The following is a 23,155-nucleotide window of genomic DNA, read 5'->3' as shown; positions in this document are numbered from 1 at the left end:
TCTTCCTGTAGATCACGTCTAGAACGCGTGGGCGAGGAGATCGGCGTACACCTCCTGCTCGTCCACGGGGAGGCCCCGCGACCGGAACCAGCCGCAGACGTTGGTGCAGTCGCGCAGCAGCAGGTCGAAGCCCGCCGGGTTGGCCACCAGATCGACGATCTGGGGCAGGTCGATGATCACCAGCCGCTCCCCGGTCGCCAGGATGTTGTACGGCGACAGGTCGCCGTGCACGATGCCCGACCGCGCCATCAGCGCCATCGCCTCGACCAGCTGGTCGAAGTAGCGCCGGAGCAGCTCCGGCTCCGGGCGGGTCTGGGCCAGCCGCGGAGCCGACTCCCCCTCGGTGTCGGTGATCCACTCCATGATCAGCTCGGTGCCGTCGATCTGCACCGGGTACGGCACGGGGGCTCCGGCCAGCCAGAGCCGGTTCAGCGCGTTCCACTCGGCGACCGCCCACTCGCCGGCGGCGACCACCTTCCCCCAGCTCGACCCGCGCTTGAGGGCTCGCTCGTCGCGCGACCTCTTCACGCTGCGGCCGTCGGTGTAGCTCGCGGAGCGGTGGAACGTCCGGTGGGCGGCGTCGCGGTAGCGCTTGGCCGCCATCACCGCCCCGCGGTCGGGCTCGTGCGGATCGGCGCGCTCGATGAGGAAGACGTCGGCCTCCTTGCCGGTCTTGAGGATGCCGAGCTCGGTGTCGATGGCGCCCTGGGACGTCACCAGCCAGTCGGGCCGGGGCTCGGGGCCGCGCGACAGCGGCTCCACGCTCAGCCAGGTCGACCAGCGCTGGCCGGCGCCGACCTCGTCGTAGGTCTGGAAGTCGAAGACGAAGGAGGGGTCAATCCCCTCGAGAGGGTGGGACAAGGTGGTTGCTCCGTGAGAGATCGACAAGGCCGGTCGTGGACAGGCCGAGGACAGTGATGGACACGTCACTTCTCCTCTCGATCACGGAGCCGGCCACACCGGCGTCTCGCCGACGATGCTGGCAGGCCGGGTCGCGGGCGGGCAACCGATTTTGTGGGCTCACCCGGCCAGGTGGCGCTCCACGACGGGCCACCAGTGGCGGACCGCGAGGTCCGGACGGGAGGCCGCGAGGCCCACCCAGGTCCCGTCACACACCGGCTCGACGGGTCCCGAAGGCTCGAACACCGGTACGTGGGCCCACGGGACCGGGTGCGGGTAGGCCGCATCGGGCGCCGGGACGACGTTGCGGATGTAGCCGATGCACCGGTGCTCGACACCTCCGGCGCCATGGGTACGCCGAGCGAGGTCGGCGAGCGCCTCCTCCCAGGAGACCGGCTCCCCCGCCGCCAAGCGCTCGGTCGGAAGGTCCGGGCCGCGCTCGGTCCGCACCGTGAAGAGCTCCGGCCCGGCGGCGCCCTGCCGTGACAGCAGCAGCCGGACGATGATCACGGCGTCCGGCACCGCGCAGTCGGCTCCGGCCCAGGCCTCGGCCGTGCTGCCGGTGGGCAGCCACGGGGCGTCGGGGACCGAGCCGATCAGGCGTACGTCGGGCACGACCCGAGTCTCACATGCCCCTCAGCGTCGGGCGGTGACGTAGCAGGCGACCGCCGAGGCCGCGGCGACGTTGAGCGAGTCGATCCCGCGGCTCATCGGGATGATCGCCCGCCGGTCGGCCGTCTCCTGCCAGCGCGGCGACAGCCCGTGGCCCTCGGAGCCGAGGACGAGCGCGACGCGGTCCACCCCGTCGACGGCCTCCTCGATCGGCACGGCGTCGTCGGCGAGGGTCAGCGCCACCGTGGTGAACCCCCGGGCGGACAGTGACGGCAGGGCGTCGTACCAGTCGGGCAGGCGGGTCCACGGCACCGAGAAGACCGCCCCCATCGCCACCTTGATGGAACGGCGGTAGAGCGGGTCGGCGCACCGCGGCGCGAGCAGCACGGCGTCGAACCCGAGCGCGGCTCCGCTGCGGAAGATCGCACCCACGTTCGTGTGGTCGACGATGTCCTCCAGCACCAGGATCGACCGCGCGCCCTCCAGCACCGCGTCCACCGACGGCAGCGACGGACGCTCCAGCGACGCCAGCGCACCGCGGTGGACGTGGAAGCCGGTCACCTGCTCGGCGAGCTGCTCGGACACGACGTAGCAGGGCGCGGACGACGCCTCCAGCACGTCGGCGAGCCCGTCGATCCAGCGAGGCGCCAGCAGGAACGACCGCGGCGAGGCGCCACCGGCCACGGCACGGCGTACGACCTTCTCGCCCTCGGCCAGGAAGAGGCCGTGGGAGGCCTCGAGCGACTTGCGGAGCTCGACGTCGCGCAGGTCGCGGTAGTCGGCCAGCCGGGGATCGGCCGGGTCGGAGATCTCGACCAGCTCGGCCATCAGCCCACCATCAGAACGCGTCGGGGTGCGCCACCCGGACGACCTCACCGATGACGATGATCGCGGGAGGCTTGACGGCCTCCTCCTCCAGCCGGGACCCCAGGGTCCCGAGCGTCGCCAGGACCGTCCGCTGGGTCGGCATGGTGCCGTCGCAGATCACGGCGACCGGCGTCTCGGCCGCACGACCACCGGACACGAGGGCCGTGGCGATGGCGGGCGCGTTCTCCACCGCCATCATCAGCACGACGGTCCCGCGCATCCGCGCCAGCGCCGCGTAGTCCACGAGCGAGTCGGGGTGCTCGGGCGGGATGTGTCCCGACACGACGCAGAACTCGTGGGTGATGCCGCGGTGCGTGACCGGGATCCCCGCGATCGCAGGAACGGCCACCGGCGAGGTGAGGCCGGGGATGACGGTCACCGGCACGCCCGCCTCGCGGCAGGCCAGGATCTCCTCGTACCCGCGACCGAAGACGAAGTTGTCGCCGCCCTTGAACCGCACGACCCGCTTGCCCTCGAGCGCCCGGTCGACGATGACCCGGTTGATCTCCTCCTGCATGGCGGACCGGCCGCGCGGCAGCTTCGCGACGTCGATCAGCTCCACGTCGGCGGGCAGGTCCCCCAGCAGCTCGCGCGGCGCGAGCCGGTCGGCGACCACGACGTCGGCCTCCATCAGCGCCTTGCGGCCGGCGATCGAGATGAGGTCGGGATGGCCGGGCCCGCCACCGACGAGCGTCACGCCCGCGACCTTCTCGCCGCCGGGACGGCCGTGCGAGGCCTGGATCCGGCCCTCGTGCAGGGCCTCGACCACATGGTCGCGCACGGCGGCGGACCGGCGCGGGTCCCGGTTGCCGAGGACGGCGACGGTGAGATCGTCGTACCGTCCGGTCGCGGGTGTCCACGCGGTCCCGAGCGTCGCGTCGTCGGAGCGGACGCAGAAGACGCGCCGCTCCTCGCACAGCGCGCTGATCCGGTCGTTGACGGCGGGGTCGTCGGTGAGCGCCATGGCGTACCAGGCGCCCTCGAGGTCGTCGTCGGCGAACGGGCGCTGGTGCCAGGAGACCTCCCCGGAGCCCACCAGGCCCTCGATCGCCGGGGTCGCGTCGGGCGACACCACGTGCACGTCGGCGCCGACCGCGATCAGCTGCGGCACCCGGCGCTGGGCGACGTGTCCACCGCCCACGACGACGACGCGTCGACCGGAGAGGCGCAGGCCCGAGAGGTACGGCGGAAAGTCGCTCACGGGCCCATTCTTCCGAACGTGGCGCTGGCCTCCTGGCACGGGCCCATGGCTCGGACTAGTTTCGTGGCATGAGTCTCGATCGCCCGGTCAGCCCGGACCCGTACCCGCTCCTGCCCGCCGCTCCCTCGTTCTCGGTCACCAGCACCGACGTCACCGGCGGCCAACCCCTCAAGCCCGACCAGGTGTACGACGCCGGCAACACCTCGCCGCAGCTGTCGTGGGAGCCCGGCCCGGAGGGGACCCAGAGCTACGTGGTGACCTGCTTCGACCCGGACGCCCCCATTCCCAGCGGGTTCTGGCACTGGGTGGCCGTCGACATCCCGGCCGACGTCACCAGCCTCGACACCGGTGCGGGGGCGAGCGACGCCACCCTGCCGGAGGGTGCGTTCCACGTCCGCAACGACTTCGGCACCCGCGCCTTCGGCGGCGCCGCGCCGCCCCAGGGCGACCAGGTGCACCGCTACTTCTTCGTCGTGCACGCCGTCACCGAGCCGAAGCTCGGCGTCGACGGTGACGCGACCCCGGCCGTGGTGGGCTTCAACCTGGCGTTCAAGACCGCCGGCAGGGCGATCCTGACCGGCACCTACGCGCACTGACCCTCGGCTGATCCTCAGCGGATCGAGTCGCCGCCGGCCTCGGCGAGCAGCTGGGCGAACGGGGTGACCTGCGCGTCCACCACCGGCGCGCTCGGGGCGGCCGGCCCGACCGGGTCGGCCGTCCCCACCGCGGAAGCCAGCTCTCCGGCCGCGCGGTCGATCCGCTTGGCCAGCTGGTCGCCGGCGAAGTCGTCGGTGGCCGCGAAGACACCGGTCGGCACGACAGCGGCCCGCAGGTAGGCGAACAGCGGCCGCAGCGCGTGGTCCAGCACCAGGCTGTGCCGGGCGGTGCCGGCGGTGGCCGCAAGGACAACCGGCTTTCCGTCCAGGGCGCCGTTCTCGATCACGTCGAAGAACGTCTTGAACAGCCCGGAGTACGACGCCGCGAACACCGGCGTCACGACGACGAGCCCGTCAGCGTGCCGGACGGCCTCGATCGCGTCGGCCAGGTCGCCGCTGGCGAACCCGGTCACCAGGTTGTCGGCCAGCGCGTGGGCGAGCGGCCGCAGCTCGACGTGCCGGACGCTGACCTCGCCCCCGCGGGCATGGATCGCGCGCTCGACGGCGCTGCCGAGCTGGTCGGCGAGCAGCTTGGTCGAGGACGGGACGGAGAGTCCCGCCGAGACGACGACGATCGTGGTGGTCATGCGTCGACCTCCTCGCGGTCGGTGGTGCCGGTCATGGTGTCCTCGGCGTGCACGGTGGAGTCGTGGGCGCCACCCGCGGCGGCGACCAGGCTCGCGTGCGTGGGCGCGTCCGGGACGTGGGCGGGCCGACCCTCGGCGAAGCCCTTGCGCATCTCCGGCAGGATCTCGCCGAGCAGGTCCAGCTGCTCCAGGACCGTCTTGAGCGGGAGTCCCGCGTGGTCGACCAGGAAGAGCTGGCGCTGGTAGTCGCCGGCGTACTCGCGGAAGGAGAGGGTGCGCTCGAGGACCTGCTGCGGCGACCCGACGGTGAGCGGCGTGTGCTCGGTGAACTCCTCCAGCGACGGCCCGTGGCCGTAGACGGGGGCGTTGTCGAAGTACGGCCGGAACTGGTTCACGGCGTCCTGGCTGTTGCGGGCCATGAAGATCTGCCCGCCCAGCCCGACGATGGCCTGGTCGGCCGTGCCGTGGCCGTAGTGCTCGAACCGCTCGCGGTAGAGCTTGATCATCTGCGCGGCGTGCGACGCCGGCCAGAAGATGTGGTTGTGGAAGTAGCCGTCACCGTAGTACGCGGCCTGCTCGGCGATCTCGGGGCTGCGGATCGAGCCGTGCCACACGAACGGCGCCACGCCGTCGAGCGGCCGCGGGGTCGAGGTGTAGCCCTGCAGCGGCGTACGGAACCGGCCCTCCCAGTTCACGACGTCCTCGCTCCACAGCTTGCGCAGCAGCGCGTAGTTCTCGATGGCGAGGTTGATCCCCTGGCGGATGTCCTTGCCGAACCACGGGTAGACCGGGCCGGTGTTGCCGCGGCCCATCATCAGGTCGACGCGGCCGTCGGTGAGGTGCTGGATCTTCGCGTAGTCCTCGGCGATCAGCACCGGGTCGGTCGTGGTGATCAGCGTCGTGGCCGTCGAGAGGATGATCCTCTCGGTCTGCGCGCCGATGTAGGCGAGCGTCGCGGTCGGGTTCGACGCGATGAACGGCGGGTTGTGGTGCTCGCCGGTGGCGAAGACGTCCAGGCCGATCTCCTCGGCCTTCTTCGCGATCGCGACGGTGGCCTTGATCCGCTCGTGCTCGGACGGGGTGTGTCCGGTCGTCGGGTCCGTGGTCACGTCGCCGACGGTGAAGATGCCGATCTGGATGCCGCTCATGGTCCGCTCCTGGGGTAGTTTCCGTCACCCGTCAGAACAGATGACGTGTCAACTATATTCCGAGGAGGGGGAACCACGCACCTCCGGGGTCCAGGGCCGGTGGCACCCGGTGGCCGTCCTTGCTCAGCGTCAGCACCGCCCCGCACACCGTGGCCGGTCCGTCGATGGTGAAGACGCCCGACGGGCTGGTGAACGTCACCCTCGCGCTCGTCACGGTCCGCATCATCGGGCAGTGGAAGATGTTCGGCACGGTCACGATGCCCGGCAGACCATTCGCCGCCGTCACCAGGCGCCCGATCCGCGCCGGGTCGGTGACGACGGTCGTGCGCACCCGGCGGCGCGCGGACGACATCATGCTGCTGGTGTCCCGCCGGATCACGACCCGGCTGACGTCGGTCGGCAGGTACGTCGTCCGCGCGTACCGGGCCGCGAGGAAGGTGTCGAGGCGGACCGCCGTCCCGCCGTCGTGCGGGACGTAGGCGAAGGTCACCACCGGCGCGGAGTACGCCGAGGTCCCGGTCCCGTCGAGCTCCGCGATGTCGACCATGGTCCCGTCCGCCGCGCTGCTGCTGCCGCCGTCCTGGACGGACATCCCCGCCGGGCGCTGCCCCTGCAGCCACGCGGCGAAGTCGGTGGGCGCCATCGGGACGGTCCACCACGCGTGCCGGGAGAGACGGCCGTCGGAGGGACCGACCCCCTCGAGCGGATCACGCAGGTCGGCCGCCGGCGACGCGTCGACCACCCGCCCTCCGGCCGGCGGGCTCAGCACCGTGAGCAGCCGCTCCGACTCGGCACGCGCGGCGGCGCGGTTGTCAGCGGTCGTCTCGGTGGCCTGCCCGCTGGGCAGCGGCACCTGCTGGTGGGTTCCGGGCGTGCCGCCGCAGCCGGCGAGCAGCGCCGCCACCACGACCAGTCCCCCGACTCTGGCGATCATGCTCCTAGGACGTTCCGGGGCCGGTCGCGGTTCCGCGGCGCCGCGGAAGCACCAGGGCCAGGGCCACGAACGCCACGAGGTTGGCGGCCACGATGACGACCTGCGCCAGCACCCGGCCCTGGTCGTAGACCGCGCCGAGCACGCCGCCGGCGACCAGGAGCCCCAGGCCGCGCACGAGCGCCAGCCAGCCGAACGCGACCGCCCGGCGGGCCGGTGGGACGAGCTCGGTGACCACGGCCTTGACCGTCGAGTCGAGGACCCCGTTGACCATCCCCCACACGGCGACCCCGGCCCACACCACCCACGCGGTCAGGCTGAACGCCCCGACCGACGCGATCGCGGCGAGCGGCACCGCCAGCAGGACGACCGGGCCGCGGGCGTCGTACACGGTGCCGACCACGAGGCCGGTGAGGCCGTCGACGGCCATGGCCACCGCGAAGAGGACGGGGATCAGGTCGGGTGCGATCAGGTGCACGTGCACCGCGTGGAACGCGAGCAGCGGGAAGGACGCGACGCCGCAGGAGAGGATCGCGACGGCGCCGACGTAGGACCAGAAGCGGGCCGGCAGCGGCTCGGTGAGGTCGGGCGTGGCCGGCCCCCGGGCCGGGCCGTCCTCGTAGGCCAGCGGGTCTGGCACCCGCCAGCGCAGCCACGCGAGCACACCGAGGACGACCACACCCGGCACGACGAGGACGCCGAACGCGAGCCGGTAGTCGCCCTCGTGCGCGGCGAGCACCGCCGCCAGCAGCAGCGGCCCCGCGATGGCGCCGGTCTGGTCCATCGCCTGGTGGACGCCGAACGCCTTGCCGCGACCGGTGGCGCTCGAGGCGTGCGAGAGCAGGGTGTCCTTGGCCGGGGAGCGCACCGCCTTGCCGAGGCGCTCCGAGCCGTAGAGGAGCAGCGCGGGCGCCATCGCTCCCGTCACCCCGATGAGCGGCACGCTCAGCACGGTCAGCGCGTAGCCGAGGATCGTCCACACCCAGTAGTGCTGGGTGCGGCTGACCGCGTAGCCGGACACCACCCGCAGCCCGTAGCCGATGAACTCCCCGGCCCCCGCGACCAGGCCGACCACCGTCGCCGATGCGCCCAGGGTGGCCAGGTACGGGCCGATGATGCTGCGCGCGCCCTCGTAGACCATGTCCGCGAGCAGGCTGACCACGCCGAAGGCGAGCACGAAGTGCCACGGGCGCAGGGCGGGACGCGACTCACTCATCGAGGACCCACTGCGGGTGGCCACGCTCGCGTGCCCAGTCGCTCCAGAGGCGTCGTACGACGACCTGCCACTGCCGCACCCGCTCCAGGCTGTCCGGGGCCGGACCGCCGTAGTACAGCTCCGTCAGGGCGGTGACCCGCTCGTCGTCGAACCCCGCACCGACCGCGAGGCCGGCCAGCTCGGCCGCGGGCTCGCCCAGCCCGGCGTACTCGAAGTCGATGAGGCGGACCTGCTCGCCGTCGTCGACCAGGTTGTCGGGGACCAGGTCGTTGTGGCACAGCACCAGTGGCTCGGGGTGCGCGATCAACGACGAGGCGATCTCGGCCGGAACGGTCGTGCGGCCGAGCAGGTCGAGCGCCGGCACGTCCACCTCGACGGCGTGCAGCCGCCGGACCGCGGCCACGACCCGTGCGAGGGTCCGGTCGTCCTTCAGCTCCTCCGCGGTGAGCGTGCGGCCGGGCAGGTGCCGCAGCGCGACGAGTCGGTCCGCGGGCTGGTGCTCGAGCACGTCAGGTCCGACCCCGACCGTCGCCGCGGCCTCCGCGGCCGCGACCTCGACGTCGTGGTCGAGCCCGTCGTCGGCCGGCCAGCGGCGCACCACCAGGTCGAGCTCCGGCACCGCGCCGTCGGTCGTGCGGACGCGACAGGCGGTGTTGTTGAGCCCGCCTGCGAGGGCTGTGGACGCCCACGAGCGCCCGGCCAGCACGGCCAGGCGCTCGAGGGGTCGGTCGTCGGTCACACGCCCGAGGCTACGGGCTCCTCCGGCAGGTCGATGGTGCGGATCGGCCCCTTGAACCAGTGCTTGACCGAGACGTGCCAGTAGATGGTCAGCGCGATCAGGGCGACGGGGACGACGATGATCGCGTAGTTCACGAACTTCATCGAGAACCCGTCCGCGCCCGGCACACCCAGGATGTAGGTCGGCAGCATGCCGACCACCGACATGATGACGATCTCGATCACGGCCAGCGGGTTCATCCACCGGTACCTCCGGCCGTTGTTCCAGCTCCCCAGCTCGAACGCTTCGGCGTGCTTCCAGCGCAGGTAGATGGGGATCGCGAAGGAGAGGTACAGGCCGATCACGCCGATCGAGACGACCGCGAAGAACGCGACCGGGACGTAGATCGGCGCGTCGGCGGTGCCCTCGTTCACCTTGACCAGCGCCGGCAGGGTCAGGACCAGCGCGACGACGGCCGAGGCGATGACGCCGTACACGGGGACCTTGTGGGCGTTCAGCTTCGACCACAGCTTGGCGCCGGGCACCGCGCCGTCGCGCGAGAACGCGAAGAACATCCGGCTCGTCGACGTCATGCACGCGCAGGTGCAGAAGAACTGACCGGCGGTCGAGATGAAGACGACGAGCGCCGCGACCTTGGACGTCAGCGCCGCGCCGATGACCGCGAAGAAGGATCCGCCGCCGGCCGAGACGCCGTCGACGCTCTGCACGGCGAAGAGCACCGCGAGCAGCAGGATCCAGCCGCCGATGGCCGAGTAGAGGATGGACTGCCAGATGCCCTTCGCCGCGGTGTCGGCGGCGCCGTGCGTCTCCTCGGACAGGTGGACCGACGCGTCGTACCCGGTGATCGTGTACTGGGTCAGCAGGGCCGACAGCGGGAGCAGGTACACGAAGACGCCCACGCCCTTGCCGCCCCCGAACAGCCCGGTGTTGTTGACCGTGGTCCCGAACACGTCGTGCAGCGAGGCGTGGTGCGCGCCGTCCTTGAGGAAGAAGAACAGGATCACGATGATCGCCGCGGCGCCGATGACGTGCCACCAGACCGAGATGTTGTTGAGCACCGCCAGCAGGTGGCTGGAGAAGATGTTGATCGCCGCGGCGAGGGCCAGGACGATGATGAAGTAGAGGAAGATCCGGTCCAGGTTGCCGGCCGTGTAGCCGCTGTCGAGGTAGCCCAGCGTCGCGTCGAAGAACGTCGCGCAGCCGTACGCGACCGATGCGTCGATCGCGAGCAGGCCGATGAGGTTGAGCCAGCCGGCGTAGAAGCCGTGGGCCGGACTGCCCAGCTTGCTGGCCCACCAGTAGATGCCGCCCGAGGTCGGGAACGCCGAGACCAGCTCCGACATGCACATCCCGATCACCAGGATCAGGAGGGACAGGACCGGCCAGCCCCAGGCGATGGCGGCAGGGCCACCGTTGTTCCAGCCGGTCGCGAAGGTCGTGAGACAGCCGGCCAGGATCGAGATGATCGAGAACGAGATCGCGAAGTTCGAGAAGCCGGACCAGGTGCGGGCGAGCTCCTGCTTGTAGCCCAGCTTGGCGAGATGGGCCTCGTCGCTGTCGTGCAGGACAAGACCCTCGTCGTGGCCTTCGGGCATGGGGACACCTCCATGGATGCGGGTTCCTCGGGACGCTAGACCCGCCCTGAACGACTTGTAAACAGATCGGTGTAAAAAAGGTATGAACTCAGACCTTTACCTAACGGCGCGGGTTTGCCAGGATGGCGCCGTGCCACCAGCCTCACCTGCGCAGCGGCCCCCGGAGCTCGACCTCCAGGGCAGCGTGCTGCGTCCGGTCCGCGGCCACCACGTGTTCGAGGCGTGCGTGGAGCAGCTGGCGACCGCGATCCGGCTCGGCGTCTACCCGCTGGGCAGCACGCTGCCGGGCGAGCGCGAGCTCGCCGAGCGGATGGGAGTCTCGCGGGCCGCGCTGCGCGAGGCGATCGCCGCCCTGCGCGAGGCCGGCCTGGTCGAGACCCGGCGCGGCCGCGGCGGCGGCACCGTGGTCACCCTCAAGCCCCGCACGCCGTCGGCCCGCAAGGCGGCCCGGCTCACCCCGGAGATGCGGGCCGAGTGGCTCGACTCGCTCGACTTCCGGCGGGTGATCGAGCCGGGGGCGGCGTACCTCGCCGCCGCGCGCAGCCGTGACCGCCTGCTGGGTGCCGACCAACTGGCCGGCCTGCAGGCGGTCCTCGACGACGTGACCGAGGCCCGCAAGCCCGCCACCCACCGGCAGGCGGACTCGCGGTTCCACCTGACGGTCGCGGCGCTGTCGGGGTCACCTCGTGTCATCGCGAGCGTGACCGATGTGCAGCGGGTGCTCAACGAGATGCTGCTCGCCATCCCGGTCCTCGACCGCAACATCGACCACTCCGACCACCAGCACGCAGCGGTGGCCAAGGCGATCCGTGACGGCCGGCCCGACCGGGCCCGGCGCGCGATGGAGCAACACTGCGACGACACGGCGGCGCTGCTGCGCGGCCTGGTCGGATAGGAGACGACGTGACCCATCCGCGCAACGACCGGCACCTCACCGTGGAGCAGCTCACCGCAGCCGTGACGGCCGGCGAGATCGACACCGTGGTCGTCGGCTTCACCGACATGCAGGGGCGGCTGCAGGGCAAGCGGCTGCACGCGGCGTACTTCCTCGAGCACGTGGTCGGCCACGGCACCGAGGGCTGCAACTACCTGCTCGGGGTCGACGTGGAGATGAACACCGTCGACGGCTACGCGATCACGTCGTGGGAGCGCGGGTACGGCGACATGGAGTTCGCCCTCGACCTCGACACCATCCGGCTCCTCCCCCACCACCCCGCGACCGCGCTCGTGCAGTGCGATCTCGCATGGCCGGACCACAGCCCGGTGGCGCAGTCGCCCCGGAGCATCCTCGCCGCCCAGCAGGCCAAGGCCGCCGCGCTCGGGTTCACCGCGGTCGCGGGGACCGAGCTGGAGTTCATCGTCTTCGAGGAGACCTACGAGCAGGCCCACGACGCCCACTACCTCGGGCTGACGCCGGCGAACCAGTACAACGTGGACTACTCGATCCTCGGCACCTCGCGGGTCGAGCCGCTGCTGCGCGCCATCCGCAATGCGACGTACGCCGCCGGCATGAACGTCGAGGGCGCCAAGGGTGAGTGCAACTTCGGCCAGCACGAGATCGGCTTCCTGTACGACGACGTGCTCACCAGCGCCGACAACCACGCCGTGTACAAGACGATGGCCAAGGAGATCGCCGCTCAGCACGGGCAGTCGCTCACCTTCATGGCGAAGTACAACGAGCGCGAGGGCAACTCGTGCCACATCCACCTCTCGCTGCGCGGCCCGAACGGCGAGACGGTGTTCTGGGACGACGGCGGCCGCACCCCGCTCTACGAGCGGTTCATCGCGGGCATCCTGGCCACGATGGCGGACTTCACCCTCATCTACGCGCCCAACATCAACTCCTACAAGCGCTTCGCCGCCGGGTCGTTCGCACCGACCACGATCGCCTGGGGCGAGGACAACCGCACGTGTGCCGTGCGGCTGGTCGGCACCGGCGCGGGCGCGCGTCTGGAGAACCGGGTGCCCGGTGGCGACGTGAACCCCTACCTCGCGATCGCGGCGATGCTGGCGGGCGGCCTGTACGGCGTCGAGAACGAGCTGGAGCTGGAGCCGCCCCTGGTCGGCAGTGCGTACGCCGCCGCGGACCGTCCGCGGATCCCGACCACGCTGCGCGACGCCCGGGACCTCTTCGGCTCCTCGGCGATCGCGCGCAAGGTGTTCGGGGACGAGGTCGTCGACCACTACGTGAACATGGCCGAGGTGGAGCTGACGGCGTACGACGCCGCGGTCACCGACTGGGAGCGCAACCGGGGGTTCGAGCGACTGTGAGCGACACCTTCACGATCCTGAACCCGGCCACCGCGGCCCCCGTCCAGGACGTCCCCCTCGCGTCACTCCCCGAGGCCGACGCCGCCATCGAGGCCACCCACGCCGCCTTCGCGTCGTGGCGCGCCGTGGCGCCGGCCGACCGCGCCCGGCTGCTGCGCCGGTTCGCAGCCGTCGTGGACGCCCACGTCGAGGAGCTCGCCGAGCTCGAGGTCCGCAATGCCGGCCACACCTGGGGCAACGCCCGCTGGGAGGCCGGCAACGTCCGCGACGTCCTCCACTACTACTCCGCCAGCCCGGAGCGGCTCTTCGGCAGGCAGATCCCGGTCCCGGGCGGCATCGACGTCACGTTCCACGAGCCGCTCGGCGTCGTCGGTGTGATCGTGCCGTGGAACTTCCCGATGCCGATCGCCGGCTGGGGCTTCGCGCCCGCGCTCGCTGCCGGGAACACCGTCGTGCTCAAGCCGGCGGAGCTGACGCCGCTCACCGCGATCCGGCTCGGCGAGCTGGCGCTGGAGGCGGGCCTGCCCGAGCACGTCCTCACCGTGATCCCCGGACGCGGCGACGTGGTCGGCGAGCGGTTCGTCACCCACCCGCTGGTGCGCAAGGTCTGCTTCACCGGATCGACGCGGGTCGGCAAGCAGATCATGGCCGGCTGCGCCGACCAGGTGAAGCGGGTGACGCTCGAGCTCGGCGGCAAGAGCAGCAACATCATCTTCGCCGACAGCGACCTTGCTGCCGCCGCTGCCGCCGCGCCGGGAGCCGTCTTCGACAACGCCGGCCAGGACTGCTGCGCCCGCTCGCGCATCCTGGTCGAGCGGTCGGCGTACGAGGAGTTCCTCTCGCTCCTCCAGCCGGCCGTCGAGGCGGTGCGGGTCGTCGACCCCGGCACCGACCAGGGCGGCGACATGGGCCCGCTGATCTCGGCCGCCCAGCGCGACCGGGTCGCCGGCTTCCTCGACGAGGCGACCACCCTGTTCGCCGGCTCGGCGCCCGACGGCAGCGGCTTCTGGGTGCCCCCGACGGTGGTCGGTGTCGAGGACCCGGCCGAACGGATCTGGCGCGAGGAGGTGTTCGGGCCCGTCGTGGCGGTGATGCCCTTCGACGACGAGGCGCACGCGATCGAGCTGGCCAACGACACCGAGTACGGCCTGTCCGGCTCGATCTTCACCAACGACCTCGGCCGCGGCCTGCGGGTCGCCCGGGCCGTCGAGGCGGGCAACCTGAGCGTCAACTCGCACTCCTCGGTCCGCTACTGGACGCCCTTCGGCGGCTACAAGGCGTCCGGCCTCGGACGCGAGCTCGGCCCGGAGGCGCCGTACGCCTTCACCGAGGAGAAGAACGTCTTCATCGCGCACTGAGTTCGCAGAGAACCGCGCACCACACGAAGGAGAGAGATGACAGGCAGGATCGAGGGCCGGGTAGCGGTCGTCACGGGCGGTTGCTCGGGGATCGGGCTGGCGACGGTCGAGCGGTTCGTCGAGGAGGGCGCCAAGGTCGTCATCGGCGACATCGACGACGCGCGGGGTGCGGAGATCGTGGAGCGGCTCGGCGGCGCGGCCGTGGCGACGTACGTCCACGTCGACGTCACGAGCAAGGAGCAGGTCGACGCGCTGTTCAAGACGGCGAAGGACACCTACGGCTCGGTCGACATCGCCTTCAACAACGCCGGCATCAGCCCGCCGGAGGACGACTCGATCCTCGACACCGAGCTCGAGGCCTGGCGCAAGGTCCAGGAGGTCAACCTGACCTCGGTCTACCTGTGCTGCAAGGCGGCGCTGCCCTACATGCTCGAGCAGGGCAAGGGCTCGATCATCAACACCGCGTCCTTCGTCGCGGTGATGGGTGCCGCCACCTCGCAGATCTCGTACTCCGCGTCCAAGGGCGGCGTGCTCTCGATGAGCCGGGAGCTCGGCGTGCAGTTCGCGCGGCAGGGCGTGCGCGTCAACGCGCTGTGCCCCGGGCCGGTGAACACGCCGCTGCTGCAGGAGCTGTTCGCCAAGGACCCCGAGCGCGCCGCGCGCCGGCTCGTGCACGTCCCGCTGGGCCGCTTCGCCGAGCCGAGCGAGATGGCGTCGGCCGTGCTGTTCCTGGCCAGCGACGACTCGTCGTTCATGACCGCCAACACCTTCCTGGTCGACGGCGGCATCAGCGGCGCCTACGTCACGCCGCTGTGAGCATCCGGTGACCCTGCCGCTGATCGGGATCACCACCTACCGGGAGGAGGCGGCCTGGGGCGTCTGGCACCAGGCCGCCGACCTCCTCCCGGCGCAGTACGCCGCCGCGGTCGAGTCCGCGGGCGGCGTACCGGTGCTGCTGCCGCCGGTGGGCGCCGACGGTGCCGCGGCCGCCGTGGTGTCGCGGCTGGACGGTCTGGTCATCGCCGGCGGCGCCGACGTCGCCCCCGCCCGGTACGCCGCCGAGCCGCACGAGCGCACCGCGGGCTGGCGCCCCGACCGGGACGCGTGGGAGCTCGCGCTGCTCACGGCGGCGTACGACGCCGGCCTGCCGGTCCTCGGGATCTGCCGGGGCATGCAGCTGATGGCCGTGCACGCGGGCGGGACGCTCGAGCAGCACGTCCCGGACCGGGTCGGCCATGCCGAGCACTCCCCCGGCGCGGACGCCTTCGGGACCATCCCCGTCACCGTCGTGTCCGGCTCGCGGCTCGCCGGCCTGGTCGGGGGCTCCGTCATCGGCGCCTGCCACCACCACCAGTCGGTCGCCACCCATCCCGGCTTCACCGCCGTCGCCACGGCGGCGGACGGCACCCTGGAGGCCATGGAGGCTCCCGGGGACGCGTTCCGGGTCGGGGTGCAGTGGCACCCGGAGACGGTCGCCGACATCGGCCTGCTGGTCGGTCTGGTCGCCGCCGCACAGCCACGCGCGGGTGGCACAATCTCCCCGTGACGATCACGACCGACGTCCTGGGCGATCCCTGGCTCGCGGAGACCATCCCGCTGGAGCCCGACTTCGAGGGTGAGGTCGTCGCGACGCTCGTCAGCCGCTCCGCCGGCACGCCCACCGACCGCGCCGTGCTGCACGTGCACGGGTTCTCCGACTACTTCTTCCAGACCGAGTACGCCGAGTGGTGGCTCGCCCATGGGCGCGACATGTACGCGCTGGACCTCCGCAAGTACGGCAGGTCGCTGCGCGAGCACCAGTCCGGCACCTACGTGGCCGACCTGGCGGCGTACTTCGAGGAGCTGGATGCCGCCTGGGAGCGGATGACCAGGCGCGACGGTCACGCCGGCGTCGTCATCGCGGCCCACTCCACCGGCGGGCTGATCGCGGCGCTGTGGGCCGACGAGCGCAGGCCGCCCGAGCTGGAGGGCCTGTTCCTCAACTCGCCGTGGCTGGACCTGCAGGGGCCGGCGCTGATGCGCTCCCGCCCGGTCACCATGCTCCTCGCGCAGGCCGGGAAGCGCGCGCCCCTGCGAGTGATGGGCCGCGAGGTCAGCGGGATCTACGGCCGCAGCCTGCACAAGGACCACGAGGGCGCCTGGGACTTCGACCTCACCTGGAAGCCGCTGTCGTCCTTCCCGGTCCGCTACGGCTGGCTGGCCGCGATCCGCGCCGGGCACGCGCGGCTGCAGGCCGGGCTCGACGTCGCGTGCCCCGTGCTGGTCCTCTCCTCGGACCGCTCCAGCGCCCCCAAGGAGCTCGACGAGCGCGCCTTCACCACCGACATCGTGCTCGACGTCCGGCAGATCCGGCGCTGGTCGACCGCCGTCGGCCGGCATGTCACCTACGCCGCGGTCCCGGGGGCCGTCCACGACGTCGTGCTCTCGCGCCCCGACGCCCGGGAGCGGGCGTACGCCGAGATCGGCCGCTGGCTCACCGCCTACGTCGACTGACCCGCCCTCGCCCCACCCACTAGGGTGCCGAGCATGGACCCTGTGACCGGCCTCTCCCTGGGACGCATCCTCATCGGCATCTGCGCCTTCGTCGCGCCGGAGCTCGCGGCGAAGGCCTTCGGCCTCGCGCCCGCCACCAACCCGCACCTGCCCTTCATGACGCGGCTGTTCGCCGCGCGTGAGATCGCCGTCGGCGGCCTCACCCTCGCCTCGTCGGGCAACACCCGTCGCACGCTGGCGATGGTGGGCGTCGCGATCGACGCCTCCGACGCCGCCACCGGCGCGCTGGAGCTGCAGGCGAACCGGATCCCGAAGACCGCCGGCATCCTGCTGATCGGCGTCGCGTCGGGCGCGGTCGTCTCCGGCGCCATCGGCGCGCTCCGCGGCTAGACCGAGCTGTAGCGCACGCCCTCCCACGAGTGGGCGAAGAAGACCACGACCACCACGAAGACCAGGATCGACAGCACCGCGGCGGTCCAGCCGATGACGATGCCCGTCACCGCGAGCGGCCCACCCTGGTCGCCACGCGTCCGGATCTGGCCCAGCGCCACGTGGCCCATGATCGCGCCCGCGATGCCGAGCAGTCCCGGCGCGCAGCACAGCAACGCACCGACCACCGCCACCAGGCTGGTCACCAACGACGCGATCGCCAGGCCGTTGGTGGGGCGCGGCGCCTGGTACAGCGGGGGGCCGCCGTACGGCTCGGAGCCGTACGGCGGACCCTGCGGTGGCTGGTAGGGCGGGTAGCTCACTCCTCGCCCTGCGGAGGCTCGGCACCCGGCGCGGGGGTGTCGGACGGACCGTCGGTCGGGATCTCGCGTCCGGGGTGCGCGGCCTCCTCGGCCTCGCGGATGGCGTCCTCGACCGCCGACCGGGTCGAGGCCTCCTCGGCGTCGGACTCGGCACTCTCGGCCGGCTCGGCCGGGCCCATGTCGACGCGCACCTTGGGGCCGTCGACCTCCTGCGGGATGCCGGGCAGGTTGCCGATCGTCGAGCCGAGGCCCTTGAGCGCCTCGTTGAACTCGCTCGGGATGATCCACATCTTGTTGGACTCGCCGTTGGCGAGCTTCGGCATCATCTGCAGGTACTGGTAGGCCAGCAGCGCCTGGTCGGGCCGCCCGTCGTGGATCGCCTGGAAGACGGTCTGGATCGCCTGGCCCTCACCCTGCGCCCGCAGGATCTGCGCCTCCCGCGACGCCTGCGCCTCGAGGATGACGGCCTCACGGGCACCCTCGGCGTTCAGGATCGCGGACTGCTTGTTGCCCTCCGCGGTGAGGATCGCGGACTGGCGCTGGCCCTCGGCGGTGAGGATGGAGGCGCGCTTGGACCGGTCGGCGCGCATCTGCTGCTCCATGGCGTCCTTGATGGAGGCCGGCGGGTCGATGCTCTTGACCTCGACCCGGTTGACCCGGATGCCCCACTTGCCGGTGGCCTCGTCGAGCACGCCGCGCAGGCCGGAGTTGACCTGGTCGCGGCTGGTCAGCGTCTGCTCGAGGTCCATGCCACCGACGATGTTGCGCAGGGTGGTCATGGTGAGCTGCTCGATCGCGGAGATGTAGTTGGCGATCTCGTACGTCGCCGCCACCGGGTCGGTCACGCGGAAGTAGATGACCGTGTCGATGTCGACCGAGAGGTTGTCCTCGGTGATGACCGGCTGGGGCGGGAACCCGACGACCTGCTCGCGCAGGTCGATGATGTAGCGGACCTTGTCGATGAACGGGACGACGAAGTTCAGGCCGGCCGGCAGGCTCTGCTTGTACTTGCCGAAGCGCTCGACGATCCCGGCGCGCGCCTGGGGGACGACCCGCACCGTCTTCGCGAGGATCACCACCACGAAGAGGAAGAGGATCGCCAGCAGGACGAGGTAGATCATCGAAGCTCCTTGTACTCGGGGAATTCGGCGCCGGGCGCCTGGACGGCCCTGACGTGGGCGGTGGCTCCGCGGATCTCGAGGACCTCGACGGCCGAGCCCTCCGGGATGTCGACGTCCGCGCTGGCGGTCCAGATCTCGCCGTCGACCGCCACCCTCCCGACGTGCAGCGGGGCGATGGGCTCACGGACCACGCCGTGCAGGCCGATGACCCGGTCGTTGCCGAGGGCGATGTCAGTGCCGTGGTGGAGGCGCCGTGCCAGCGAGGGCCGGACGACGCCCAGCATCGCGACCGCGACGATCGCGGCGACGATCCCCTGGACAGCGGCGGAGTCGCTCAGGAGAACGGTGGCCATGCCGGCGAGCGCGCCGACGGCGAGCATCCCCATGATCAGGTCGAGGGTCGCCATCTCGGCGATCATCAGGAGGACGGCGACAGCGAGCCAGGCCTCCCATTGGTGGTCCTGCAACCAGTGCATGATGTGAGCCTATCCCCGGTGGAATGGGGACAAACGGCGAACGCCGTCGCGCGCGGTCAGCTGCGGTGCTGGCGTCGCCGGGCGGCCCACCGGCCGTCCTCGTGGGACAGGGCGAGCGGCATTCCGAAGGTGGCCGACAGGGCCTCCGGCGTGAGGGTCGACTCCAGCGGTCCGGAGGCAACGATCCGACCGTCGCGCAGCATCAGAACGTGGGTGAATCCGGGCGGGATCTCCTCCACGTGGTGGGACACGACGACCGTCGCCGGCGAGGCCGGGTCGTAGGCCAGGACCGACAGCGTCGACACCAGGTCCTCGCGCCCGCCGAGGTCGAGACCCGCCGCGGGCTCGTCGAGCAGCAGCAGCTCCGGGTCCGTCATCAGCGCGCGCGCGATCTGCACCCGCTTGCGCTCCCCCTCCGAGAGGGTGCCGAAGGTGCGGTCGGCGAGCCGCTCGATGCCCACCTCGCGCATGAGGTCGCTGGCGCGGGCGTGGTCGAGGTCGTCGTACTGCTCGTTCCACCGGCCCAGCACGGCGTACGACGCCGACACGACCAGGTCGCGCACCGTCTCGTCGCGCGGGATCCGCTCGGCGATCGCCGCGCTGGCGACACCGATCCGCGGCCGCAGCTCGAAGACGTCGATGGTCCCGAGCAGCTCGCCGAGGATGCCCACGGCACCCGAGGTCGGGTAGAGCTGGGCGGCCGCGACCTGCATCAGGGTGGTCTTGCCCGCGCCGTTCGCGCCGAGCAGCACCCAGCGCTCGCCCTCGCGCACGACCCAGCTCACCCGGTCCAGCAGGGTCGCACCTCCCCGGCGGACGCTGACCTCGGCGAGCTCCAGCACGGCAGACGACATGGCAGCAACCCTACTAATGTCTGACGTCGCCATGACGACGCCACGGACCGAGTACGCCGCCCTTCCCGCTGCCGCGCGCCTCGCGTGGTGGGGAACGGCCTGGTTGCGCGGCGCGATCGGGCCCGACGAGCTGCTCGACGCGGTGCGTGCCGACGACGTCGCCCACGTGGTCATCGGGGACGAGCCGGGGCTGCTCCCGTACCTGGCGCGGCAGCGCGCGGACGGCGCGGATGCGATCGGCGCCTCCTTCCCGGCGGCGGGCGACCCGGTCGGCCTGCGCGGTCCGGCGGCGCTCACCGCAGCGGCGATCGAGGCCGGACAGGTGGCCCTCCTGCTCGGTGCCGGCACGGCGCTCGTGCCCGCGGCCGTCGGACGGGCGGTCGAGTGGACGGCGTACGCCGCCGAGCGCCGGCCGCCCCCCGACCTCGGCGAGGCCGACCGTGCCCTGCGGGCCGCCGTGCTCGAGGCGGCCGGGGCGCTGCAGCGCCTCGACGTCGCGCGCTGGCGACCCGAGGTGGCCGACGAGCTGATCGACCTGCGGGCCGCCGAGCCGCTCGGCCCGCCGCCCGGCGTACCTCCTCGGTGTGCGGGCCTGGCCGGCCGCGCCCTGCACCTGTGGCGGGTCGTCGAGCTGGCGGCCGAGGACGACGGAGCCGCCGTGAGCGCCGGCGAGATCGAGCAGCGCCGGGCCGCCCTGCGCCCGCTGGAGCACGCCGTCCGTCTCGCGCTGACCGCGGCCTTCTCCCCCGACGGCTGGCCGCCACTAACGTAAGCGCCGATGAACGACACCCTGCTGCTCACCGTCACCGGCAAGGACCGTCCCGGGGTGACGTCCGCGATCTTCGACGTCCTGGCCCAAGCGGGCGTGTCCGTCGTCGACCTCGAGCAGATCGTCGTACGCCGGCGGCTGCTCCTCGCCGTGCTCGTCACCGCCCCGCACGACTCCAAGCGGCTCGGCGCGAGCCTGGAGCAGGCCCTCGTCCGGCTCGGCATGAGCGTGGAGATCGAGCGCGGCTCCGGCGACAACCCGACCCGCGCCGGCGGCCGCTCCCACGTCACCGTCATCGGTGCGCCGCTGAAGGCGGCGGCGATGAGCGCCATCGCGGGCCGGATCGCGGATGCCGGCGGCAACATCGACCGGATCGAGCGGATGGCCCGCTACCCCGTCACCGCGATCGAGCTGGACGTCTCGGGCATCGACCCGGCCCGGCTGCGGGCCTCGCTGGCCACCGAGGGCGCCCGCCAGGGCATCGACGTCGCGGTCCAGCCCGCCTCGCTGCTGCGCCACGGCGTGCGGCTCATCGTCATGGACGTCGACTCGACGCTGATCGAGGGCGAGGTCATCGAGATGCTCGCCGAGCACGCGGGCTTCGGGCCGCAGGTCGCCGAGATCACCGAGCGCGCCATGCAGGGCGAGATCGACTTCGCCGAGTCCCTGCGCGCGCGGGTCGCCTGCCTCGAGGGCCTGGACGCCTCGGTCCTCGACGAGGTCTACGACCAGATCGTGGTGAACCCGGGCGCCCGGACCCTGGTCCGCACGCTGCGCCGGCTCGGCTACCGGTTCGCGATCGTGTCCGGCGGGTTCAGCCAGATCACCGACCGCCTCGCCGCGGACCTCGGCATCCACCGGGCGCGCGCGAACACCCTGGAGGTCGTCGACGGGCGGCTCACCGGCAAGGTGGTCGGCGAGATCGTCGACCGGGCCGGGAAGGCCCGGGCGCTGCGGGAGTTCGCCGAGGACCTCGGCGTACCGGAGCAGGCGACGATCGCGATCGGCGACGGCGCCAACGACCTCGACATGCTGGCCGCGGCCGGCCTGGGCATCGCCTACAACGCCCGCGCGGTCGTGCGCGAGGCCGCCGACACGACGCTGAACGTGCCCTACCTGGACTCGATCATGTACCTGCTCGGCATCCGCCGCGAGGAGGTCGAGGCCGCCGACGCCGCCGACGGCATCGTCACCCCGGCGCCGCCCGTCTAGCCGCGGCCGACGTGGAAGGCCCGCGGCCGGCCGGACATCGGCCCGACCTCGGCCCACGGCACCGCGACGTCGAACACCGCGACCGCGCTGGTCGGGCAGCCGATCGCCAGGCTCTCGGCCAGCTCGGCCGGCCCCTCGCCGTCGTCGAGCAGCTGGACGAGCACCTCGATGGTCGGGTTGTGCCCGATGACGACCACCGTGTCCACGGAGTCGTCGGTGATCCGCACGAGCTCGAGCACGCCGTCCTCGTCGGTGCCGTAGAGCGCACGGTCGTAGGTCGGCTCCAGCTTCCACCCCGCAGCGCCGGCGATGGCCGCCCACGTCCCGCGGGTGCGCGCGGCCGCCGAGACGTACGCCGCGCCCGGTACGACGCCCTCGGCGGCCAGCCAGCGGCCCGCCTCGGCCGCATCGGCCCGGCCCCGGTCGGTCAGCTCGCGCTCGAAGTCACTGGCGGCGTACTGCTCGGCCTTGGCGTGCCGGATGACCACGAGCGTGCGCACGGGACCTACTCGTCGTCCTCGAGACGGAAGCCGACCTTCATGCCGACCTGGAAGTGCTCGACCTGGCCGTCCTTGATCTGGCCGCGGACCTGGGTGATCTCGAACCAGTCCAGGTGCCGCAGCGTCTGGCTCGCGCGCTCGATCGCGTTGCGGACGGCCTGGTCGATGCCCTCCGGGGAGGTGCCGACGATCTCGGAGACGCGGTAGGTGCGGTTCGACATGCCGCGAGCCTACAAGGGCCACGACACGCCCGGATGACCCGTCGGGACTAAGGCATAGGATCGATGACATGGCGCGATCGGAATCCGGTGCCATCCGGATCACCACCGCGGGCTCCGGCCCGGAGGCCGACCTGGCGCGCCGGCAGCGGCGCTACCTGATCGCGATGAGCTTCCGCGCCCTCTGCTTCGTCGGCGCCGTGATCGCGGGCGTCAACGGCATCACCTGGCTGTGGCCCGCCCTGATCGGCGCCGCCCTGGTGCTGCCGTACGTCGCCGTGGTGATGGCCAACGCCAACGACTCGCGCGACGCCTCGATCGGCCTGGTCGGCGGCATGTCGCCGTTCCGCGAGCTCGGGAGCGAGGTGAGCGATGCTGACGAGGACCACCCACACGGAGCCTGACGTCTGCTCGGCCAAGGGGTGTCGCGCCCCGGCCGCGTGGCAGCTGCTGTGGAACAACCCGAAGCTGCACGACGCCGACCGCCGCAAGACGTGGCTGGCGTGCGACGCCCATCGGGAGACGCTGGAGAGCTTCCTCGCGGCGCGGGGCTTCCTCAAGGAGACCGTCCCGCACGTATTGGACGGGCCGAGCGAGTCTCCGGCGCCGCGCGCGGGTAATACAGAACCGCTCTAGGCACACCTGACGCGTCCGCGCGCGGCACCTCCCGCCTCGCTGC

General features: G+C 72.1%; 28 protein-coding genes. 12 read left to right on the top strand and 16 right to left on the bottom strand.

The genetic code is table 11. The features are described 5' to 3' along the window. Positions 1–18: 18 nt before the first annotated feature. From ACYU8V_RS03955 to cobA, 4 genes are all read right to left on the bottom strand, one after another. Positions 19–861 carry a serine protein kinase RIO gene (locus ACYU8V_RS03955; protein ID WP_460845324.1) on the bottom strand — a complete coding sequence of 281 codons (843 nt, stop codon included), beginning with the start codon at positions 859–861 and terminating at the stop codon, positions 19–21. Positions 862–1,020: 159 nt separating this feature from the next. After that, on the bottom strand, positions 1,021–1,515 hold the full coding sequence (locus ACYU8V_RS03950; protein ID WP_460845323.1) for a hypothetical protein: 495 nt from the start codon (positions 1,513–1,515) through the stop codon (positions 1,021–1,023). A 21-nt stretch (positions 1,516–1,536) separates the two neighbouring features. After that, the gene (locus ACYU8V_RS03945; protein ID WP_460845322.1) at positions 1,537–2,340 is read right to left on the bottom strand and encodes a TrmH family RNA methyltransferase; all 804 of its coding nucleotides are present in this window, start codon (positions 2,338–2,340) and stop codon (positions 1,537–1,539) included. Positions 2,341–2,350: 10 nt separating this feature from the next. Continuing rightward, a complete protein-coding gene (gene cobA, locus ACYU8V_RS03940) occupies positions 2,351–3,580 on the bottom strand; it encodes a uroporphyrinogen-III C-methyltransferase (RefSeq protein WP_460845321.1) in 1,230 nt (409 codons plus the stop codon). A gap of 68 nt (positions 3,581–3,648) precedes the next feature. On the opposite strand from cobA, the gene ACYU8V_RS03935 reads away from it, so the two are divergent. Further along, entirely contained in the window at positions 3,649–4,176 is a 528-nt protein-coding gene (locus ACYU8V_RS03935) for a YbhB/YbcL family Raf kinase inhibitor-like protein (protein WP_460845319.1), read from the top strand. Positions 4,177–4,190: 14 nt separating this feature from the next. On the opposite strand, the gene ACYU8V_RS03930 is transcribed toward ACYU8V_RS03935, so the two are convergent. The 6 genes from ACYU8V_RS03930 to ACYU8V_RS03905 form a co-directional block, all read right to left on the bottom strand. Next, positions 4,191–4,823 carry an FMN reductase gene (locus tag ACYU8V_RS03930; protein ID WP_460845317.1) on the bottom strand — a complete coding sequence of 211 codons (633 nt, stop codon included), beginning with the start codon at positions 4,821–4,823 and terminating at the stop codon, positions 4,191–4,193. Next, positions 4,820–5,962, bottom strand: coding sequence for an LLM class flavin-dependent oxidoreductase (locus ACYU8V_RS03925; RefSeq protein ID WP_460845672.1), 1,143 nt, complete (start codon positions 5,960–5,962; stop codon positions 4,820–4,822). The genes ACYU8V_RS03930 and ACYU8V_RS03925 overlap by 4 nt, the downstream gene beginning before the upstream one ends. A 61-nt stretch (positions 5,963–6,023) precedes the next feature. Then, on the bottom strand, positions 6,024–6,905 hold the full coding sequence (locus ACYU8V_RS03920; RefSeq protein ID WP_460845316.1) for a hypothetical protein: 882 nt from the start codon (positions 6,903–6,905) through the stop codon (positions 6,024–6,026). Positions 6,906–6,909: 4 nt separating this feature from the next. Continuing rightward, entirely contained in the window at positions 6,910–8,118 is a 1,209-nt protein-coding gene (locus tag ACYU8V_RS03915) for an MFS transporter (RefSeq protein ID WP_460845315.1), read from the bottom strand. Continuing rightward, on the bottom strand, positions 8,111–8,857 hold the full coding sequence (locus ACYU8V_RS03910; RefSeq protein WP_460845312.1) for a phosphotransferase: 747 nt from the start codon (positions 8,855–8,857) through the stop codon (positions 8,111–8,113). The genes ACYU8V_RS03915 and ACYU8V_RS03910 overlap by 8 nt, the downstream gene beginning before the upstream one ends. Then, positions 8,854–10,452, bottom strand: a complete 1,599-nt coding sequence (locus ACYU8V_RS03905; RefSeq protein ID WP_460845310.1) for an amino acid permease — start codon at positions 10,450–10,452, stop codon at positions 8,854–8,856. The genes ACYU8V_RS03910 and ACYU8V_RS03905 overlap by 4 nt, the downstream gene beginning before the upstream one ends. A 130-nt stretch (positions 10,453–10,582) precedes the next feature. Between ACYU8V_RS03905 and ACYU8V_RS03900 the strand changes: the two genes are divergently transcribed. From ACYU8V_RS03900 to ACYU8V_RS03870, 7 genes are read left to right on the top strand one after another with little or no spacing between them, the layout of a single operon-like run. Then, positions 10,583–11,347 (top strand): FadR/GntR family transcriptional regulator, encoded by a 765-nt coding sequence (locus ACYU8V_RS03900; RefSeq protein ID WP_460845309.1) that lies wholly within the window; start codon positions 10,583–10,585, stop codon positions 11,345–11,347. Positions 11,348–11,355: 8 nt separating this feature from the next. Next, a complete protein-coding gene (locus ACYU8V_RS03895) occupies positions 11,356–12,723 on the top strand; it encodes a glutamine synthetase family protein (RefSeq protein WP_460845307.1) in 1,368 nt (455 codons plus the stop codon). Beyond that, positions 12,720–14,081, top strand: coding sequence for an aldehyde dehydrogenase family protein (locus ACYU8V_RS03890; protein WP_460845306.1), 1,362 nt, complete (start codon positions 12,720–12,722; stop codon positions 14,079–14,081). The genes ACYU8V_RS03895 and ACYU8V_RS03890 overlap by 4 nt, the downstream gene beginning before the upstream one ends. Before the next feature lie 36 nt (positions 14,082–14,117). After that, positions 14,118–14,897 (top strand): 3-oxoacyl-ACP reductase, encoded by a 780-nt coding sequence (locus tag ACYU8V_RS03885; RefSeq protein ID WP_460845305.1) that lies wholly within the window; start codon positions 14,118–14,120, stop codon positions 14,895–14,897. 7 nt (positions 14,898–14,904) lie between these two features. Then, positions 14,905–15,627 carry a gamma-glutamyl-gamma-aminobutyrate hydrolase family protein gene (locus ACYU8V_RS03880; protein WP_460845302.1) on the top strand — a complete coding sequence of 241 codons (723 nt, stop codon included), beginning with the start codon at positions 14,905–14,907 and terminating at the stop codon, positions 15,625–15,627. Beyond that, a complete protein-coding gene (locus ACYU8V_RS03875; RefSeq protein ID WP_460845301.1) occupies positions 15,624–16,574 on the top strand; it encodes an alpha/beta hydrolase in 951 nt (316 codons plus the stop codon). Before ACYU8V_RS03880 ends, ACYU8V_RS03875 begins: the two co-directional genes overlap by 4 nt. Positions 16,575–16,607: 33 nt before the next feature. Next, a complete protein-coding gene (locus ACYU8V_RS03870; protein ID WP_460845299.1) occupies positions 16,608–16,964 on the top strand; it encodes a DUF4267 domain-containing protein in 357 nt (118 codons plus the stop codon). Here the strand turns inward: ACYU8V_RS03870 and ACYU8V_RS03865 are convergent. Genes ACYU8V_RS03865 through ACYU8V_RS03850 form a run of 4 tightly spaced genes read right to left on the bottom strand, consistent with a single transcriptional unit; the run spans position 16,961 to position 19,777 of the window. After that, complete coding sequence (locus ACYU8V_RS03865) at positions 16,961–17,326, bottom strand: DUF4190 domain-containing protein (RefSeq protein WP_460845296.1); 366 nt, start codon at positions 17,324–17,326, stop codon at positions 16,961–16,963. The two genes, ACYU8V_RS03870 and ACYU8V_RS03865, sit on opposite strands and share 4 nt — an antisense overlap. After that, positions 17,323–18,447 (bottom strand): SPFH domain-containing protein, encoded by a 1,125-nt coding sequence (locus tag ACYU8V_RS03860; RefSeq protein WP_460845294.1) that lies wholly within the window; start codon positions 18,445–18,447, stop codon positions 17,323–17,325. The genes ACYU8V_RS03865 and ACYU8V_RS03860 overlap by 4 nt, the downstream gene beginning before the upstream one ends. Beyond that, entirely contained in the window at positions 18,444–18,923 is a 480-nt protein-coding gene (locus ACYU8V_RS03855; RefSeq protein ID WP_460845292.1) for an NfeD family protein, read from the bottom strand. The genes ACYU8V_RS03860 and ACYU8V_RS03855 overlap by 4 nt, the downstream gene beginning before the upstream one ends. A 56-nt stretch (positions 18,924–18,979) precedes the next feature. Next, positions 18,980–19,777, bottom strand: coding sequence for an ABC transporter ATP-binding protein (locus tag ACYU8V_RS03850; RefSeq protein ID WP_460845290.1), 798 nt, complete (start codon positions 19,775–19,777; stop codon positions 18,980–18,982). Positions 19,778–19,793: 16 nt separating this feature from the next. Between ACYU8V_RS03850 and ACYU8V_RS03845 the strand changes: the two genes are divergently transcribed. Together ACYU8V_RS03845 and serB are read left to right on the top strand one after the other, a co-directional pair. After that, on the top strand, positions 19,794–20,549 hold the full coding sequence (locus ACYU8V_RS03845) for a hypothetical protein (RefSeq protein WP_460845289.1): 756 nt from the start codon (positions 19,794–19,796) through the stop codon (positions 20,547–20,549). A gap of 6 nt (positions 20,550–20,555) precedes the next feature. Then, on the top strand, positions 20,556–21,758 hold the full coding sequence (gene serB / locus ACYU8V_RS03840; RefSeq protein WP_460845287.1) for a phosphoserine phosphatase SerB: 1,203 nt from the start codon (positions 20,556–20,558) through the stop codon (positions 21,756–21,758). Here the strand turns inward: serB and ACYU8V_RS03835 are convergent. Together ACYU8V_RS03835 and ACYU8V_RS03830 are read right to left on the bottom strand one after the other, a co-directional pair. Next, positions 21,755–22,258, bottom strand: a complete 504-nt coding sequence (locus ACYU8V_RS03835) for a SixA phosphatase family protein (RefSeq protein WP_460845285.1) — start codon at positions 22,256–22,258, stop codon at positions 21,755–21,757. The two genes, serB and ACYU8V_RS03835, sit on opposite strands and share 4 nt — an antisense overlap. Before the next feature lie 5 nt (positions 22,259–22,263). Continuing rightward, entirely contained in the window at positions 22,264–22,479 is a 216-nt protein-coding gene (locus tag ACYU8V_RS03830; RefSeq protein WP_460792666.1) for a dodecin, read from the bottom strand. A 68-nt stretch (positions 22,480–22,547) separates the two neighbouring features. On the opposite strand from ACYU8V_RS03830, the gene ACYU8V_RS03825 reads away from it, so the two are divergent. Continuing rightward, complete coding sequence (locus ACYU8V_RS03825) at positions 22,548–22,880, top strand: DUF3099 domain-containing protein (protein WP_460845283.1); 333 nt, start codon at positions 22,548–22,550, stop codon at positions 22,878–22,880. Then, the gene (locus ACYU8V_RS03820; protein ID WP_460845282.1) at positions 22,849–23,112 is read left to right on the top strand and encodes a hypothetical protein; all 264 of its coding nucleotides are present in this window, start codon (positions 22,849–22,851) and stop codon (positions 23,110–23,112) included. The genes ACYU8V_RS03825 and ACYU8V_RS03820 overlap by 32 nt, the downstream gene beginning before the upstream one ends. Positions 23,113–23,155: the final 43 nt, after the last annotated feature.

Source organism: Nocardioides ultimimeridianus (assembly GCF_054777895.1).
This window is presented reverse-complemented; position numbering and strand designations above follow the sequence as displayed.

Bases quoted from the DNA above. Each gene is read 5' to 3' on its own strand.
- ACYU8V_RS03945 (WP_460845322.1), bottom strand. From the start codon at position 2,340: ATGGCCGAGCTGGTCGAGATCTCCGACCCGGCCGATCCCCGGCTGGCC.
- ACYU8V_RS03935 (WP_460845319.1), top strand. From the start codon at position 3,649: ATGAGTCTCGATCGCCCGGTCAGCCCGGACCCGTACCCGCTCCTGCCC.
- ACYU8V_RS03930 (WP_460845317.1), bottom strand. From the start codon at position 4,823: ATGACCACCACGATCGTCGTCGTCTCGGCGGGACTCTCCGTCCCGTCC.
- ACYU8V_RS03920 (WP_460845316.1), bottom strand. From the start codon at position 6,905: ATGATCGCCAGAGTCGGGGGACTGGTCGTGGTGGCGGCGCTGCTCGCC.
- ACYU8V_RS03915 (WP_460845315.1), bottom strand. From the start codon at position 8,118: ATGAGTGAGTCGCGTCCCGCCCTGCGCCCGTGGCACTTCGTGCTCGCC.
- ACYU8V_RS03905 (WP_460845310.1), bottom strand. From the start codon at position 10,452: ATGCCCGAAGGCCACGACGAGGGTCTTGTCCTGCACGACAGCGACGAG.
- ACYU8V_RS03885 (WP_460845305.1), top strand. From the start codon at position 14,118: ATGACAGGCAGGATCGAGGGCCGGGTAGCGGTCGTCACGGGCGGTTGC.
- ACYU8V_RS03870 (WP_460845299.1), top strand. From the start codon at position 16,608: ATGGACCCTGTGACCGGCCTCTCCCTGGGACGCATCCTCATCGGCATC.
- ACYU8V_RS03860 (WP_460845294.1), bottom strand. From the start codon at position 18,447: ATGATCTACCTCGTCCTGCTGGCGATCCTCTTCCTCTTCGTGGTGGTG.
- ACYU8V_RS03855 (WP_460845292.1), bottom strand. From the start codon at position 18,923: ATGCACTGGTTGCAGGACCACCAATGGGAGGCCTGGCTCGCTGTCGCC.
- ACYU8V_RS03850 (WP_460845290.1), bottom strand. From the start codon at position 19,777: ATGTCGTCTGCCGTGCTGGAGCTCGCCGAGGTCAGCGTCCGCCGGGGA.
- ACYU8V_RS03845 (WP_460845289.1), top strand. From the start codon at position 19,794: ATGTCTGACGTCGCCATGACGACGCCACGGACCGAGTACGCCGCCCTT.
- serB (WP_460845287.1), top strand. From the start codon at position 20,556: ATGAACGACACCCTGCTGCTCACCGTCACCGGCAAGGACCGTCCCGGG.
- ACYU8V_RS03830 (WP_460792666.1), bottom strand. From the start codon at position 22,479: ATGTCGAACCGCACCTACCGCGTCTCCGAGATCGTCGGCACCTCCCCG.
- ACYU8V_RS03825 (WP_460845283.1), top strand. From the start codon at position 22,548: ATGGCGCGATCGGAATCCGGTGCCATCCGGATCACCACCGCGGGCTCC.
- ACYU8V_RS03820 (WP_460845282.1), top strand. From the start codon at position 22,849: ATGCTGACGAGGACCACCCACACGGAGCCTGACGTCTGCTCGGCCAAG.